General features: G+C 70.9%; 13 protein-coding genes. 4 read left to right on the top strand and 9 right to left on the bottom strand.

The annotated features are described in order from the left end of the window. The first annotated feature begins 138 nt into the window (after positions 1 to 138). Both ACTWOL_RS19580 and ACTWOL_RS19585 read left to right on the top strand, forming a co-directional pair. On the top strand, positions 139 to 780 hold the full coding sequence (locus ACTWOL_RS19580; protein WP_474298036.1) for a GntR family transcriptional regulator: 642 nt from the start codon (positions 139 to 141) through the stop codon (positions 778 to 780). Further along, a complete protein-coding gene (locus ACTWOL_RS19585) occupies positions 777 to 2,147 on the top strand; it encodes an MFS transporter (protein WP_474298037.1) in 1,371 nt (456 codons plus the stop codon). Before ACTWOL_RS19580 ends, ACTWOL_RS19585 begins: the two co-directional genes overlap by 4 nt. Before the next feature lie 94 nt (positions 2,148 to 2,241). On the opposite strand, the gene ACTWOL_RS19590 is transcribed toward ACTWOL_RS19585, so the two are convergent. Continuing rightward, on the bottom strand, positions 2,242 to 3,066 hold the full coding sequence (locus tag ACTWOL_RS19590) for a maleylpyruvate isomerase family mycothiol-dependent enzyme (RefSeq protein ID WP_474298038.1): 825 nt from the start codon (positions 3,064 to 3,066) through the stop codon (positions 2,242 to 2,244). A 166-nt stretch (positions 3,067 to 3,232) separates the two neighbouring features. On the opposite strand from ACTWOL_RS19590, the gene ACTWOL_RS19595 reads away from it, so the two are divergent. Continuing rightward, on the top strand, positions 3,233 to 4,120 hold the full coding sequence (locus ACTWOL_RS19595; RefSeq protein ID WP_474298039.1) for a carbon-nitrogen family hydrolase: 888 nt from the start codon (positions 3,233 to 3,235) through the stop codon (positions 4,118 to 4,120). Positions 4,121 to 4,277: 157 nt separating this feature from the next. Here ACTWOL_RS19595 and ACTWOL_RS19600 read toward each other — a convergent pair whose 3' ends face one another. Beyond that, a complete protein-coding gene (locus ACTWOL_RS19600; protein WP_474298040.1) occupies positions 4,278 to 5,162 on the bottom strand; it encodes a CAP domain-containing protein in 885 nt (294 codons plus the stop codon). A 190-nt stretch (positions 5,163 to 5,352) separates the two neighbouring features. On the opposite strand from ACTWOL_RS19600, the gene ACTWOL_RS19605 reads away from it, so the two are divergent. Beyond that, entirely contained in the window at positions 5,353 to 7,185 is a 1,833-nt protein-coding gene (locus tag ACTWOL_RS19605; protein WP_474298041.1) for an NHL domain-containing thioredoxin family protein, read from the top strand. 52 nt (positions 7,186 to 7,237) lie between these two features. Here ACTWOL_RS19605 and ACTWOL_RS19610 read toward each other — a convergent pair whose 3' ends face one another. The 7 genes from ACTWOL_RS19610 to ACTWOL_RS19640 all read right to left on the bottom strand — a co-directional run bounded on the left by ACTWOL_RS19610 (position 7,238) and on the right by ACTWOL_RS19640 (position 14,745). Then, on the bottom strand, positions 7,238 to 7,597 hold the full coding sequence (locus tag ACTWOL_RS19610) for a hypothetical protein (RefSeq protein ID WP_474298042.1): 360 nt from the start codon (positions 7,595 to 7,597) through the stop codon (positions 7,238 to 7,240). 193 nt (positions 7,598 to 7,790) lie between these two features. Then, positions 7,791 to 8,021 carry a DUF6458 family protein gene (locus tag ACTWOL_RS19615; RefSeq protein ID WP_474298043.1) on the bottom strand — a complete coding sequence of 77 codons (231 nt, stop codon included), beginning with the start codon at positions 8,019 to 8,021 and terminating at the stop codon, positions 7,791 to 7,793. Between the two features lie 131 nt (positions 8,022 to 8,152). After that, on the bottom strand, positions 8,153 to 9,454 hold the full coding sequence (locus tag ACTWOL_RS19620) for a M18 family aminopeptidase (RefSeq protein ID WP_474298044.1): 1,302 nt from the start codon (positions 9,452 to 9,454) through the stop codon (positions 8,153 to 8,155). 22 nt (positions 9,455 to 9,476) lie between these two features. Beyond that, the gene (locus ACTWOL_RS19625; protein WP_474298045.1) at positions 9,477 to 10,103 is read right to left on the bottom strand and encodes a Uma2 family endonuclease; all 627 of its coding nucleotides are present in this window, start codon (positions 10,101 to 10,103) and stop codon (positions 9,477 to 9,479) included. 102 nt (positions 10,104 to 10,205) lie between these two features. Then, positions 10,206 to 12,032 carry an acyl-CoA dehydrogenase gene (locus ACTWOL_RS19630; RefSeq protein ID WP_474301204.1) on the bottom strand — a complete coding sequence of 609 codons (1,827 nt, stop codon included), beginning with the start codon at positions 12,030 to 12,032 and terminating at the stop codon, positions 10,206 to 10,208. Between the two features lie 444 nt (positions 12,033 to 12,476). Then, entirely contained in the window at positions 12,477 to 14,051 is a 1,575-nt protein-coding gene (locus tag ACTWOL_RS19635; RefSeq protein ID WP_474298046.1) for a sensor histidine kinase, read from the bottom strand. Then, complete coding sequence (locus ACTWOL_RS19640) at positions 14,044 to 14,745, bottom strand: response regulator transcription factor (protein ID WP_474298047.1); 702 nt, start codon at positions 14,743 to 14,745, stop codon at positions 14,044 to 14,046. Before ACTWOL_RS19640 ends, ACTWOL_RS19635 begins: the two co-directional genes overlap by 8 nt. Positions 14,746 to 14,809: the final 64 nt, after the last annotated feature.

Raw genomic sequence — 14,809 nt, forward strand, 5'->3', positions numbered from 1 at the left:
GAAGGAGCGGCGAGAGTGAGTGCTGGGCGTCGCGACGCCGCGGAGATCCGTCAGAAGCCCCCTAAGCCCCCTTCCGTCGCCGTCCTGCATGCTGGACAGGCCCTGATGATGCACCTCTGTTGTATCTATGCTGTGCGCATGCCTGCCTCCGCTCCCGCCGCAGACCGTGTCTACGCCCACATCAAGCAGGCCGTGCTGGAACGCCGTTACGAGGGCGGCACGCTTCTCACCGAGGGCGAACTCGCCGAGGCGGTCGGGGTCTCCCGGACCCCGGTGCGCGAGGCCCTGCTCAAGCTGGAGATGGAAGGGCTGCTGAAGCTCTACCCCAAGAAGGGCGCGCTCGTGCTGGCCGTCTCCGCTCAGGAGATCGCGGATGTGGTCGAGACCCGGCTGCTGGTGGAGGAGTTCGCCGTCCGCAAGGCCGTGCCCGCGCCCGCCCCGCTCGTCGAGCGGCTGCAGGAGTTGGTGGACCAGCAGCGGCGGCAGGCCGGTGACGGGGATCTCGCCGCGGTCGCCGCCACCGACCGCTGCTTCCACGCCGAGATCGTGCGGCACGCGGGGAACCAGATCCTGGCCCGCCTCTACGACCAGCTGCGTGACCGGCAGCTGCGGATGGGTGTCGCCCTGATGCACGCCCAGCCCGACCGGATCGCCAAGAACATGACCGAACACGCCGAGATGCTCGAGGCCATCAGAGCCGGTGACACCGAGCAGGCGGCCGCGTGTGTGCGCCGTCATCTGACGTGGGTCAAGGTGCTCGTGCGGGGTGAGGACCGATGAGCAACCCGGGGTCAGGAGGCCCCGGCGCAAGCGGGCCATCCGGCTCGTCCGGTTCTTCCGGCTCCTCCGGTCCTTCCGCGTCCGGTCTGCCGGGTGATCCGCCCGGTGGCCGTCTGGCTGTCGCGGTCTGGGGCATCGGCGTCGCCGTCTATTTCGTCGCCGTCATCTTCCGCACGTCGCTCGGTGTCGCCGGACTCGACGCCGCGGACCGCTTCCACGTCAACGCCTCCGCCCTGTCCACTTTCTCCATATTTCAGCTGCTCGTGTACGCGGGTATGCAGATACCCGTCGGCCTGATGGTCGACCGGCTCGGCACGAAGAAGGTCCTCACCCTCGGCGTGGTCCTGTTCACGGCCGGACAGCTCGGCTTCGCGCTCTCCCCTTCCTACGGAATGGCGCTCGCCTCGCGGGCGCTGCTCGGCTGCGGCGACGCGATGACCTTCATCAGCGTCCTGAGGCTCGGCTCCCGGTGGTTCCCCGCGCGGCGCGGGCCGTTCATCGCCCAGATCGCCGCGCTGTTCGGGATGGCGGGCAATCTCGTCTCGACGATCCTCGTCTCACGGCTGCTGCACGGGCTCGGCTGGACCGCGACCTTCGCCGGGAGCGCGCTCGCCGGAGTGGTCGTCCTCGTCCTGCTGGCACTGTTCCTCAAGGACCACCCCGAAGGGTACGAACCCGCTCCGGCGGCGCACGCCGGTGCCGCGTTCGTCCGCCGGCAGATCGCGGAGGCTTGGCGTGAGCCCGGCACCCGGCTCGGTATGTGGGTGCACTTCACCACCCAGTTCCCCGCGATGGTGTTCCTGCTGCTGTGGGGCATGCCGTTCCTGGTCGAGGCGCAGGGCCGGTCGCGGGAGGCCGCGGGCGAGCTGCTGACCCTGATCGTGATCACCAACATGGCCGTGGGCCTGGTGTACGGGCAGGTCGTCGCCCGGCATCACGCGGCCAGGGGGCCCCTCGCGCTCGGCACGGTCGGTGCCACGGCGGCGGTGTGGGCGGCGACGCTCGCGTACCCCGGTGAACAGGCGCCGATGTGGCTGCTGATCACGCTGTGCATGGTGCTCGGCGCCTGCGGACCCGCTTCGATGATCGGCTTCGACTTCGCCCGTCCGGCGAATCCGCCGCAGCGCCAGGGCACCGCGTCCGGCATCGTCAACATGGGAGGTTTCACGGCCTCGATGACGACCCTGTTCGCGGTGGGTGTGCTGCTGGACGCGACCGGCGACGACTACCGGATCGCCTTCGCCTCCGTCTTCGTCCTCCAGGCACTGGGCGTGGTCCAGATGCTGCGGCTGCGGGCCGGCGCGGCGCGCAGGGAGCGGGAACGGCTGGTGGCCAGCAGGGTGGAGGCCGTCCACGTACCCGTGTGACGGCCGTTCGCGTCCGGGCGATGGTCTGCACGTCCATCTGATGGGCGTGCACGGGCGGCCGGGCGGGCCCCTGCGGACGGCCCGCCCCGCCGCGCTACGGCGTGACGGAGAAGTGGTCCAGGATCGCCGCCGCCAGATCCGGGTCGCCCTCGACCTTGACCCGGTCGGCCACGGCCGCGGGCTTCACCCGGCCCGCCGCGAGCCGTACATAGGTCTCCCAGTCCAGCGTGAAGGTCACGGTGGGGCCCAGCGAAGGAGCGCCGTCGATCGTGCCCTGCCCCTGTGCGTCGACCCGTACGGTCCGCAGGAACTCCACGGGGCCGCTGACGTCGAACACGACCGCGGTGCTCGGTGGGGCGCCCGCGTCCCTGGCGACGACCGTCGGAAGCACGGCCAGGAAGTTGTCACGGACGAGATGGGCGCCGGGGGAGTCCAGGTTGCCCGGCTTGCCGAGAGTCGCACGGAGATCCTGCTCGTGGAGCCAGACGTCCGCCGCCCGCATCCGGTAGGCCAGTTCCAGGGTCTGCTCGGCGCCGAGCGGGGCTCGCACCATGGTGTCGGGCGCGCGGTTCTCGTTCCGCATCTGACGGTTGCGCCGGATGATCGTGTACTCGAGCTCGGCGGTCATCTCGGGCGCGGTGTGGTGGCGCCGGACGTCGACCTGCATCTCCATGTAGCGTGCGAACTCGCTGCGCACATGGTAGAGATCGCCGGGCAGGCTGTGGATCGGTCGGGGGTCGCCCAGCATCTCGCACTCCATGCCGATCACATGCGACACGATGTCGCGCACCGACCATCCGGGGCACGGCGTCGCACGGTTCCACTCGCCCTCCACGAGTGGCTGCACCAGTTCGGATATGGCTTCGATCGAGTGGGTCCAGGCGTCGGCATAGGTCTGGAGACTGGGATGGACGGTCACGGAACCCCTCGACGGTTGTGCGTGGGCTGGGTGCTGGGCGGCGGCCGGGGGTCCTGGGGGAGGCCCCCGGAACAGAACAGTACGCTGCCACAAGGCACCCCGGCAGTGCTTTCGGAGGACGATCGTAGGCCCGTGTTGACGACTCGAATGCCAGGACGGTGGTAGTGTGCGCGCCTCGCTGATCCAGATCGCAGTAGACCCGGACGAACCCGTCGAATCCCGAAGGCGGCGGGCCGCTTCGCTCGTACGCGAGCAGTCCGGAGCGGATCTCGTCGTACTGCCCGAACTGTGGCCGGTCGGGGCCTTCGCCTACGACCTCTTCGCGGCGGAGGCGGAACCGCTCGACGGCCCCACGTACGAGGTAATGGCCAAAGCCGCTGCCGATGCGGGCGTCTGGCTGCACGCGGGCTCCATCGTGGAGCGCGGGACACCCGTCAGCGGCGCGCAAGCGGGTCCGGACGCAGGGCCCAACGCGGGGCCCGACGCGGGCCAAGGCCCCCTCTACAACACCTCGCTGGTCTTCTCCCCCGCCGGTGAACTCACCCGCGTCTACCGGAAGATCCACCGCTTCGGCTTCGACCAGGGCGAGGCGGTGATGATGTCCGCGGGCACCGAGCTCGTGACCGTCCCCCTCCCCGGGGTGCCCGAAGTCCCCGGTGTGCCCGGGTATCCCGGGGCCACGCTCGGCCTCGCCACCTGCTACGACCTGCGGTTCCCGGAACTCTTCAGGGGCCTTGTCGACGCGGGCGCCGACGTCCTCGTGATCCCGGCCGGCTGGCCTGAACGCCGCCGCGCCCACTGGACCCTCCTCGCGCAGGCCCGCGCCGTGGAGAACCAGTCCTACGTCCTCGCCGTCGGCTGCGCGGGCACCCATGCGGGAGTTCGGCAGGCCGGCCACAGCATCGTCGTGGACCCCTGGGGCGAGGTCCTCGCGGAGGCGGGCTGGGACGAGCAGGTCCTCACGGTGGAACTGGACCCGGCGAAGGTGGCCGCGACTCGGGAGCAGTTCCCGGCCCTCAAGGACCGTGTCCTGGGCCTGCCGACGCCACGATGACGGTGCAGCGACGAGGACTCCACGATGAGGACGACGCCACGATGACGACGCCACGATGACGACGCCACGATGACGGTGCCGTGATGATGGTGCCGTGATGACGGTGCCGCGATGACGGGCCCGCGCGGGCTGGACCGGTCCGTACCCGCCGGCCCGGTCAGTACCGGGTGGCGAAGTTCTGTACCCACCACGGCCCGTTGGCGCTGAGGTTCACCCCGACGCCGAAGTCCTTGAATCCGCAGTCCAGGATGTTGTCACGGTGGCTGGGGCTGTTCATCCAGTCGATCATCGCCTTCGCCGGGTCGTTCGGCCCGCGGTGGATGTTCTCGCCCCACTTGCCGGCCGGATAGCCCGCGTCGCGCAGCCGGCCGTCGGCGTGCTTGCCCTCCGGGCTCGCGTGCTCGTAGTAGTCGCGGGCGGCCATGTCGTCGGCGTGTGCCTGGGCCGCGGCCTGCACCTGGGTGTCCACCCGCAGGGGGGCGCAACCGGCCTTCGCCCGCTCGACGTTCACCAACTCGGTGATCTTTTCGGCGAGTCGAGCCGCCTGGCCCGTCGCCTTGCCGGTCACCTCGTGCTTCGACAGGTCGGGGGAGGGCTGGGAGTTGCGGTTCTTGTTGCGGGAGGTACTGGGGGACTGCGTGCCGTGCGGAGTACCGGGAGAGGTCCGGGAGTCGGTGGACGTCCCGGGGGCCTTCGGGGGCGTCGACGACGGGACGGGCGAGGGCGACACCGGGGGTATGAAGCCCGAGAGCTGGCCGCCCCGGGCCACGCCCACGCCCGGGTCCACCGGCTTCTCCTGCACCGCCGCCGCCGAGGCCCGCTCGTCCCCGTCGTCGCCGCCCGAACCACTCAGTGCGAAGACCCCGCCCGCGACCACGGCCGCCGCGGCCACACCGACGACCATGCGTGCCGGCACGTCCACCCGGAACCCCGGCCCCGGGCGGCGGCTGTGCCGCCCCTTCCCCGCGGCACGCCGACGCCCCCCGTGCCTCCGGACCGGCTGGGTCTCCGCGGTCTCGGGAAACCAGGTCGGCTTCTTCATGTGCTGCATCGGGGCCCGCTCTCGTCGGAAGGCCGGTCCGTCCGGCACAGAGGAGAGGGGCGGGGCCACCCGGGGATAACGGTTTTTGCCGTACGGCCTGAAATCGTCGCGGCCTGCGGTCATGTCCCCCTGGAGAGGCAGCGCCGTAGGCAGTGATCCGGCGTTCGCGGGCGGATGGCAGGCTTGAAGGATGAACGATGCCGCCCCGGCGCCCACCCCCGCGCCCGCGCCCCGCCGTGCCCGTGTCCGTGCCCCCGAACTGATCGGCAAGGGCGGTTGGCTCAACACCGGCGGGAAGGACCTCACCCTCGCCGACCTGCGCGGTAAGTGCGTTATTGTCGATTTCTGGACATTTTGCTGCATCAACTGTCTGCACGTCCTGGACGAGCTCCGGGAGCTCGAGGAGAAGCACCGGGACACCGTGGTCATCATCGGTGTGCACTCGCCGAAGTTCGTCCACGAGGCCGAGCATCAGGCCGTCGTCGACGCCGTCGAGCGCTACGAGGTGCACCACCCCGTCCTCGACGACCCCGAGCTCGTGACCTGGAAGCAGTACGCCGTGCGGGCCTGGCCGACCCTGGTGGTGATCGACCCCGAGGGGTACGTCGTCGCCCAGCACGCCGGTGAGGGGCATGCTCACGCCATCGAGCGGCTGGTGGAGCAGCTGGAGGCCGAGCACGAGGCGAAGGGCACCCTGAGGCGCGGCGACGGGCCTTACGTCCCGCCGGAGCCGGTCGCGACGGATCTCCGCTTCCCCGGCAAGGCCGTCGTGCTGCCCTCCGGGAACTTCCTGGTCTCCGACTCGACCCGGCACCAGCTGGTCGAGCTGGAGCCCGACGGCGAGACCGTCGTACGCAGGATCGGCGACGGGGACTTCCGGGAGCCGCAGGGGCTCGCGCTCCTGCCGTCCGGCGAGGTGATCGTCGCCGACACCGTGAACCACGCGCTGTGCACCTACGACCCGGGGACCGGCGTGATCCGCCGGGTCGCCGGAACCGGGCACCAGTGGTGGCAGGGTTCGCCGACCTCGGGCCCCGCGCTCGAGGTGGATCTGTCGTCGCCGTGGGACGTGGCCTGGTGGCAGGGCAGGGTGTGGATCGCGATGGCCGGTGTCCACCAGCTGTGGACGTACGACCCGGAGACCGGGACGGTCGAGGCGGCCGCGGGCACGACCAACGAGGGACTCGTCGACGGGCCCGCCGCCGAGGCGTGGTTCGCGCAGCCGTCGGGGCTCGCCGCCACCGACGACCGGCTGTGGATCGCCGATTCGGAGACCTCGGCGCTGCGCTGGATCGGCCGTGACGGGGTCGTGCACACCGCCGTCGGCACCGGTCTGTTCGACTTCGGACACCGCGACGGCGCCGCGGAGCAGGCCCTCCTCCAGCATCCGCTCGGGGTGACCGCACTGCCGGACGGCTCGGTGGCCGTGTCGGACACGTACAACCACGCCCTGCGCCGCTACGACCCGGCGACCGGTGAGGTGACCACGCTCGCCACCGATCTGCGTGAGCCGTCCGCCGCCGCGCTGGTGGGCGAGGACATCGTGGTCGTCGAGTCGGCCCGGCACCGGCTGACCCGGCTGCGGCTGCCCGAAGAGGCCGTACGGGTCGAGGCCGTCGCCCATCGCACCCGGCGTGCCGCCACCGATGTGGCCCCGGGCACTCTGCGGCTGGACGTGGTGTTCCAGGCCCCGGCCGGCCAGAAGCTGGACACCCGCTACGGTCCGTCGACCCGGCTGCTGGTCTCCTCGACACCGCCGGAGCTGCTGACCGCGGGCGAGGGCGCGGGGACGGACCTCTTCCGCGAGCTGGAGCTGAACCCCGGGATGACCGAGGGAGTGCTCCATGTGTCGGCCATGGCCGCCTCGTGCGACGATCCCGACGGGGGCACCTCCCAGGCCGAAGGCTCTGGGGGAGAGTACCCGGCCTGCCATGTGCACCAGCAGGACTGGGGTGTTCCGGTGCGGGTCACGCCGGACGGCGCCGCCCGGCTGCCGCTGGTCCTCGCGGGTATGGACGAGTAGCTCTCGACCGTCCCCGGGCCGGGCGTGCCCCGGGCCGATCCGGCGGCCGGGCTCAGCGCACCAGACCCTGGTGCGCCGACGGCAGGCCCGACGCACCGTCGAGGCAACCGGCCACCCACAGCGCAGGGTTGTGGGTGGCTCTGCGGCCACCCCAGCCCTGCGCCTGCAGCCGGGTGCACCCGCCGTTGAGCAGGTCCCTCGTGCGGTTGCCCGACACGTCGCCGTGGCGGGTGCGGTTGCCCACGATGTATCCGCCTTCGTACGCGACGTCGTCGCCCCACGGCGGACGGTCGTTGTACTGCCACACCAGCAGCGTGGCGAGCGACACCAGCAGCGCCGCACCCGCCGTGAGTGCGGTGATCACCTTGCCGCGCGCGGAAACCCGGTGGCGCACCGGGTCCGTCTGCCCCATCAGAACCATGGTCACCACGGTGGCAAGGGCGGTGTTTCCCGGATGTTAGCGGCGACGGCACGGCCGCACCGCGGCGCGCAGGGAAGACAAGAAGTCCGGAGCGTGCGACGGAAGTCCGGACGGTGCACCGGTAGTCCGGAGCGTGCGCCGGACCGGCCGCGACGTCGTGCCGCGGCCGGTGCCGGAGCGTGCGTTACAGGGGCTCCCCCGGCCGACGCGTCTCCTCCACGTACGTGGGTGCGGCCGGCGAGACGATCGCCCGCCGCCGCCGCGCGATGCTGGTGAAGACGGCGACCCCGATGAGGCCGACCGCCATCATGATCAGACCGACCAGGTCGAGATTCACGCTCTCCGTCTGCCAGTCGGTCGCGAAGGTGAGGATCGCGCCCGCCCCGATGAGCAGGATGCAGCCTCCCAGGCCCATGATTTCCGCCTCCTGAAAGCAGCGTGGGTGGGACGTGGCTCGGGTACCCCGGCCCGCCCCATCTACGCAGGAAGCGGTCGATTGACGTCGGCGTACCGCGAGCCGCGGGGGCCGCGGTACGCAGCGGGCCTTCAGCTCCCGAGGAAGGCGGTCAGCGCGTTCGCCAGCAGATACGGGTCGTCGGCGGCGCACAGCTCACGAGCGCTGTGCATCGACAGGATGGCGACGCCGATGTCGACGGTGCGGATCCCGTGGCGCGCCGCGGTGATCGGCCCGATCGTCGTGCCGCAGGGCATCGAGTTGTTGGAGACGAACGTCTGCCACGGCACCCCTGCACGCTCGCACGCCGCCGCGAACACGGCCCGGCCGCTGCCGTCGGTCGCGTACCGCTGGTTGACGTTGACCTTGAGGATGGGGCCGCCGCCGGCGCGGGGGTGGTGCGTCGGGTCGTGGCGCTCCGCGTAGTTGGGGTGCACGGCGTGTCCGGTGTCGGACGACAGGCAGACCGTCCCAGCGAAGGCGCGGGCCCGGTCCTCGTAGGTGCCGCCGCGTGCGAACACCGAGCGCTCCAGCACCGATCCGAGCAGCGGACCGTCCGCGCCGGTGTCCGCCTGGGAGCCGTTCTCCTCGTGGTCGAAGGCGGCGAGCACCGGGATGTACGGCAGTTCGTCCCGCGCGGACACCGCGGCCAGCGCCGCCGTACCCGCGTGCACCGAGAGCAGGTTGTCCATCCGGGGCCCGGCGAGGAGCTCGCGGTCGCGGCCGAGATAGGCCGGTGCCTCCAGCACGTGCGTCATCAGGTCCCAGCCGGTGACGTCCCCGGCGGAGAGCCCGGCCTCCTCCTCCAGGAAGGCGATGAGGTCGCCCTCGTTCACGGAGTCGCCCAGGCCCCAGATGGGCTGCATGTGCTTCTGCTTGTCGAGCTGCAGCCCCTTCTCGTAGATCGAGCGGTCCATGTGGATGGCCAGCTGGGGCACGCGCAGCAGCGGGCGGTCGACGTCGACCAGCCGGGTGCTGCCGTCGCGCAGCGTGAGCCGGCCGGCGAGGCCGAGGTCGCGGTCCAGCCAGGAGTTGAGCAGCGGTCCGCCGTAGATCTCGACGGCGACCTGCTTCCAGCCGTGCGCGCCCATGTCGGGCTGCGGCTTGACCCGCAGGTTGGGGGAGTCGGTGTGGGCGCCGACGATCCGGAACGGCGTGTGCGGAGCCGCGCCCTCGGGCACGTACCAGGCGACGATCGCGCCGCCGCGCAGCACGTACTTGCCGCCGTGCGTGCCGTCCCAGGCGTCGGTCTCCTCGACCTGCCGGAAGCCGGATTTCTCCAGCCGTGCGGCGGCGTTCGCGACGGCGTGGTACGGCGTCGGGGACGCCGCGAGGAAGGACATCAGGTCGTCGGTGTGGCCGCGGTCGAAGCCGATGGGCGCGCTGCTGGTCATGGAGCCAGCCTAAGTGGGCTGCCTACAGCCGGTCGATCTCGGTCAGATCGATGTCGATGTCGTACGGCACGGACAGCTTGAGCCGGTCGCGGTGGATGCCCGTCGGGACGTAGGTCTTGGTGAGTGTGTCCAGCTCGTACACATAGACGACCGACTGGTCGCCTTCATCGGCCATCTCGACCCGCCAGTAGTGCGGGATGCCGGCGCCCGCGTACTTGTGCGGCTTGGTGTCCCGGTCCCGGTCCTCGGAGTCGGGGGAGACGACCTCGACCGCCAGGACGACGTCCGCGACATCGAACCGGGTCTGACGCAGGCTCTTCACCGCTTCCGACTTGAGCACGACGAGATCGGGCTCGGGGGCGTTGCGCTTGCCCAGCACCACGGCCATCTCCCGCCGCACGGCGAGGTGCGCGGGGACGTTCTGCCGCAGCCCCTGTTCCAGCAGGTACATGGCCACCGTGTGGAAATTGCGCTGCGGATTCACGAAGACCAGGCTCCCGTCGATCAGCTCGGTGTGCGGCGGGAGGTCGTCGAGCGCGAAGAAGTCGTCCACGGTGTAGCCGTCCGGGGGCGGCACCGGCCACTTGGAGCCCTTCGGGTGCCGGTGCTGCGACTCGGGCAGGGCTTCGGCGGTCATGGTTCCTCCCATGGACGGGATTCTGGGCCGTGCTGCCAGCCTACCCAGCGGATACAGCGGTGCCGCCACCCGAACGAGTCGAGTGGCGGCACCGGATTGACGGGCAGAGGCTTCCTAGAACGCGGCCTCGTCCAGCTCCATCAGCTCGTTGTCGACGCCCTCGGCGATCTCGCGCGCGGTCGTGACGCCCGGCAGGACGTTGGCGGCGAAGAACTTCGCGGCCGCGATCTTGCCCTGGTAGAAGGCCTTGTCCTTGGCGGACGCGGTCTCCAGCTTCTCGGCGGCGACGGCCGCACCGCGCAGCAGCAGGTAGCCGACGACCACGTCGCCGCAGGCCAGCAGCAGGCGGGTGGTGTTGAGGCCGACCTTGTAGATGTTCTTGACGTCCTCGCCGGTGGCGGTGAGGTCGGTCAGCATCCGGCCGACGATCGCCTCCAGGTCGACGGCGGCCTTGGCGAGCGCGTCACGGGCGCCGGCCAGCTCGTCGCCGCCGGTGCCGACCGCGAGGAACTTCTTGATCTCCTCGGCCAGCTGGTTCAGGGACGCGCCCTGGTCGCGGACGATCTTCCGGAAGAAGAAGTCCTGGCCCTGGATCGCCGTGGTGCCCTCGTAGAGGGTGTCGATCTTGGCGTCCCGGATGTACTGCTCGATCGGGTACTCCTGCAGGTAGCCGGAGCCGCCGAAGATCTGCAGCGACTGGGCCAGCTGTTCGTACGCCTTCTCGGAGCCGTAGCCCTTCACGATCGGCAGCAGCAGGTCGTTCAGGCCGTGCAGGGACGTGGCGTCCTCGCCCGCGGCCTCCTGGATCGCGATCTCGTCCTGCACCGAGGCGGTGTAGAGGACGAGGGAGCGCATGCCCTCCGCGTACGCCTTCTGCGTCATCAGCGAGCGGCGCACGTCGGGGTGGTGGGTGATGGTGACCTTGGGCGCGGTCTTGTCCATGAACTGGGACAGGTCGGAGCCCTGGACGCGCTCCTTGGCGTACTCCAGCGCGTTCAGGTAGCCCGTCGACAGGGTGGAGATCGCCTTCGTGCCGACCATCATGCGGGCGAACTCGATGATCATGAACATCTGGCGGATGCCGTCGTGCTTGTCGCCGATCAGCCAGCCCTTGGCGGGGTGCTGGTCGCCGAACGTCATCTCGCAGGTGTTGGAGGCCTTGAGGCCCATCTTGTGCTCGACGTTCGTGGCGTAGACGCCGTTGCGCTCGCCCAGCTCGCCGGTCTCCCAGTCGAAGTGGAACTTCGGCACGAGGAAGAGGGACAGGCCCTTGGTGCCGGCGCCGTGGCCCTCGGGGCGGGCGAGGACGTAGTGGAGGATGTTCTCCTCCATGTCGTGCTCACCGGAGGTGATGAAGCGCTTCACGCCCTCGATGTGCCAGGAGCCGTCCTCCTGCTGGACCGCCTTGGTGCGGCCGGCGCCGACGTCCGAGCCGGCGTCCGGCTCGGTGAGGACCATGGTGGAGCCCCACTGCTTCTCGACGGCGATCTGGGCGACCTTCTTCTGCGCCTCGTTGCCCTCCTCGAAGAGGATGCCGGCGAAGGCCGGACCCGAGGAGTACATCCATATCGCGGGGTTCGAGCCCAGCAGCAGCTCGGCGTAGGACCAGACGAGGGAGCGCGGGGCGGTGGTGCCGCCGATCTCCTCGGGCAGGCCGAGCCGCCAGTACTCGGAGTCCATGAAGGCCTTGTAGCTCTTCTTGAAGCTCGCGGGGACCGGAGCGGTGTTGGTCTCGGGGTCGAAGACCGGCGGGTTGCGGTCGGCGTCGGTGAAGGACTCGGCGAGGTCGTTCTCCGCGAGGCGGGCGATCTCGTCGAGGATGCTCTTGGCGGTCTCGACGTCCATCTCCGCGAACGGGCCGGTGCCGTACAGCTTGTCGCGACCGAGCACCTCGAAGAGGTTGAACTCGATGTCGCGGAGATTCGACTTGTAGTGCCCCATGGCGACGGCTCCGTAAGGGATCGGGAGGGGGTCCTCGTACGTCAGTACACACATCTACGAGTTGGTGGTCCCGATGATGCTACCCGTCGGTAATAAGAAGCAACCCCTACCGGACATCTGTGATGCGTCCCGCACGCCGGGTCGTGGGGCGGGACTCGCGGGTGCCCTCGCGGCGTTCGCCCGGAAAGGTTCGGTGTGCGCCGGTCTCGTGGACCTGGGGGGCGCCCGTATGCGAGCAATGCGCAGTTTGTTCTATTGTCGCAGCTCTTTCGCCTTTCAGGGCCGTCTCAGAGCCCTCTCGGGCCGTCTCGGGACCGTTCGATGGTCCGGCCGTCGAGGGCTGGCTCCCGTCCCCCGCCGCTGTCGCCTGGGTCCGTGGCCAAGGTCCCCGAGACCGGCGGGAGTTCAGGTCCCGGGACCTCTGCGACGCCGCCAGGACAGGACCTACGCGTCGTCCCCGGCCCGCTGCGGGACGCCTCGCTTCCGGTCACGTCGCGGTGGGACGCGACCCTCCGGGAACCGGCCCAGGGGGAAGCGCCCTTCGAGACGCGCCCCCTGGTCGCTCTGCGCCACCGCCAGCGTCCCGCCGTGGCGTGCGGCGATCTCGCGCGCGATGGGCAGGCCCAGACCGGCGCCGCCGGAGGTGCGGGCCCTCGCCTCGTCGAGGCGGGTGAAGCGTTCGAAGACCCGTTCCCGGTCGGCCGGCGGGATGCCGGGGCCGTCGTCCACGACCTCCACGACGACGGTGCCCGCGTAGACATCGGCCCGGTTGCGCACCACGACGGTGCGCGAGGCGTGCCGGCAGGCGTTGCCGATCAGATTGCGCAGCAGCCGCTCGAGCTGTGAGGCGTCGCCGGTGACCGGTGCGGGGCCGTCCGTCTCACAGCTCAGCTCGAGATTCCGCGCCACCGGAAGGTGCTGGTGCTCGCGTACGAGGTCCTCCGCGATGGCGGACAGGTCGACCGTCTCGGGCTCGCGGGGCCGGTGCCGGGTCCCGTCCATCCGGGCCAGCAGCAGCAGATCGTCCGCCAGCGCCTGGAGGCGTACGACGTCGGCCGCCGCGTTCTCGACCACCGAGGGCCATTCCACCGAACCGGGGTGGCGCAGCGCCGACTCCAGCTGCGCGCGCAGCCCGGCCAGCGGGCTGCGGAGCTCGTGGGCGGCGTCGGCGACGAACTGCTGCTGCCGCGCGGACGCCTGTTCCAGGCGGTCCAGCGTCCCGTTGGTGGTCCGGGCCAGGAGGGCGATCACATCGGTGCCGGCGGGCACGGGCACCCGTCGGTCGAGGGACTGGCTGGTGATGTCCTCCATCTCCCGCCGGATGGCCTCGACCGGACGCAGCGACCGGCGTGCGGTGAAGTGCACCAGAACCCCGGTGAGCAGCCCCGCGATCGGTACCCCCGTGGTCAGGGTGATCCAGTAGACGATGTCGATCCGGCCCCACTGGTCCTGGACCTCCCGCAGCAGGTACACGACCACCAGGAGCACACCGGCGGTGGCCGCGGCCGCGGCCATCACCTGGCGTCCGCGCCCCGCCCCCTGCCCCATCGCGGTCCGGGCGGCCATGCCGGTGATCAGTCCGGCCGTGGGTGCGATGATCACCAGCGCCCAGCGGAGCCCGGTGTCCGCCGTCGCGTACGGGAGGTCGGTGTTGTAGTCCGCGAGCCACTGGACGTCGGTGAAGAACAGCAGTCCGGAGGCCCCGCCCGCGGCCAGCGCCGCGCGTACCCGCGGGGCGGTGGGCTGCCCGTAGCCGGCCGCCCAGCACATGACCGTGACGAACAGCGCCCCCAGCAGGAATCCCGGCCAGACCAGCAGAGCCACCTGGGGGCCCACGCGGTCGGTCTGGAAGAGCTCCGGGCCGAACGGCGCCAGCGCCCCCACGCGACCGTCCGCGTACTTCAGCCAGCCGACGCCGGCCATGACGACGAGCGCCGCGGCCCCGCCCGCGCCCCATGCCGCCCGCGCCGGCGGCGGTGGTGCCAGCAGCCCGTCCACGAAAGGCCCGCGCTCACCCATGAGCGGCCCCCCGCCCGCCCGGCGACATCCCCGATATCCGGTAGCCACCACCCCGGACGGTCTCGATGGTGTCCCGGCCGAAGGGGGCGTCGATCTTGCGGCGCAGGGCACTGACGTAGACCTGCACGATGTTGGGATCGCCGGTGAAGTCCGCGGACCACACCTCGTCCAGCAGGTCCTGCTTGGGCACCACCTCGTCCCTGCGCTGCATCAGGCTCAGCAGCACCCCGAACTCCTTCGGTGTGAGCGTGATCGCCGACTCCCCGCGCCCGCAGGCACGCCGTGCCGGGTCCAGCCACAGGTCCCCGCACTCGAGGACCGTACGGGCACGGGGCCCGCCGCGTCGCAGCAGCGCACGCAGCCGCGCCTCCAGGACGACGTACGAGAAGGGCTTGGCCAGATAGTCGTCGGCGCCCGTGTCCAGGCCCTCGGCCTCGTCGTACTCGCCGTTCTTCGCGGTCAGCATCAGCACCGGGACGTCGATGCCCTCGGCCCGCAGCCGGGAGCACACCTGGTATCCGTTGAGGCCCGGCAGCATGATGTCCAGCAGGATCGCGTTGTAGGGGTGCTCACGGGCCAGGTGCAGGCCGGTGATGCCGTCGTGGGCCACGTCCACGGCGTAGCCCACCGCCGAAAGGCCGCGTCGCAGGGAGGCGGCGAGCCGTTCTTCGTCCTCTATCACCAGCAGTCGCACGCACCGAGTATGACCGGGCCTTCGCGGGCGGCCTGAAGAAATCCTCAGCCTCCTTCAGGCGGCC

This window comes from Micromonospora sp. IBHARD003, from assembly GCF_056106285.1.

What these genes read in the sequence shown, in the direction of transcription:
- ACTWOL_RS19635 (WP_474298046.1), bottom strand. Translation starts at nt 14,051, where the DNA reads ATGGGTGAGCGCGGGCCTTTCGTGGACGGGCTGCTGGCACCACCGCCG.
- ACTWOL_RS19625 (WP_474298045.1), bottom strand. Translation starts at nt 10,103, where the DNA reads ATGGGAGGAACCATGACCGCCGAAGCCCTGCCCGAGTCGCAGCACCGG.
- ACTWOL_RS19600 (WP_474298040.1), bottom strand. Translation starts at nt 5,162, where the DNA reads ATGAAGAAGCCGACCTGGTTTCCCGAGACCGCGGAGACCCAGCCGGTC.
- ACTWOL_RS19620 (WP_474298044.1), bottom strand. Translation starts at nt 9,454, where the DNA reads ATGACCAGCAGCGCGCCCATCGGCTTCGACCGCGGCCACACCGACGAC.
- ACTWOL_RS19585 (WP_474298037.1), top strand. Translation starts at nt 777, where the DNA reads ATGAGCAACCCGGGGTCAGGAGGCCCCGGCGCAAGCGGGCCATCCGGC.
- ACTWOL_RS19580 (WP_474298036.1), top strand. Translation starts at nt 139, where the DNA reads ATGCCTGCCTCCGCTCCCGCCGCAGACCGTGTCTACGCCCACATCAAG.
- ACTWOL_RS19605 (WP_474298041.1), top strand. Translation starts at nt 5,353, where the DNA reads ATGAACGATGCCGCCCCGGCGCCCACCCCCGCGCCCGCGCCCCGCCGT.
- ACTWOL_RS19615 (WP_474298043.1), bottom strand. Translation starts at nt 8,021, where the DNA reads ATGGGCCTGGGAGGCTGCATCCTGCTCATCGGGGCGGGCGCGATCCTC.
- ACTWOL_RS19630 (WP_474301204.1), bottom strand. Translation starts at nt 12,032, where the DNA reads ATGGGGCACTACAAGTCGAATCTCCGCGACATCGAGTTCAACCTCTTC.
- ACTWOL_RS19610 (WP_474298042.1), bottom strand. Translation starts at nt 7,597, where the DNA reads ATGGGGCAGACGGACCCGGTGCGCCACCGGGTTTCCGCGCGCGGCAAG.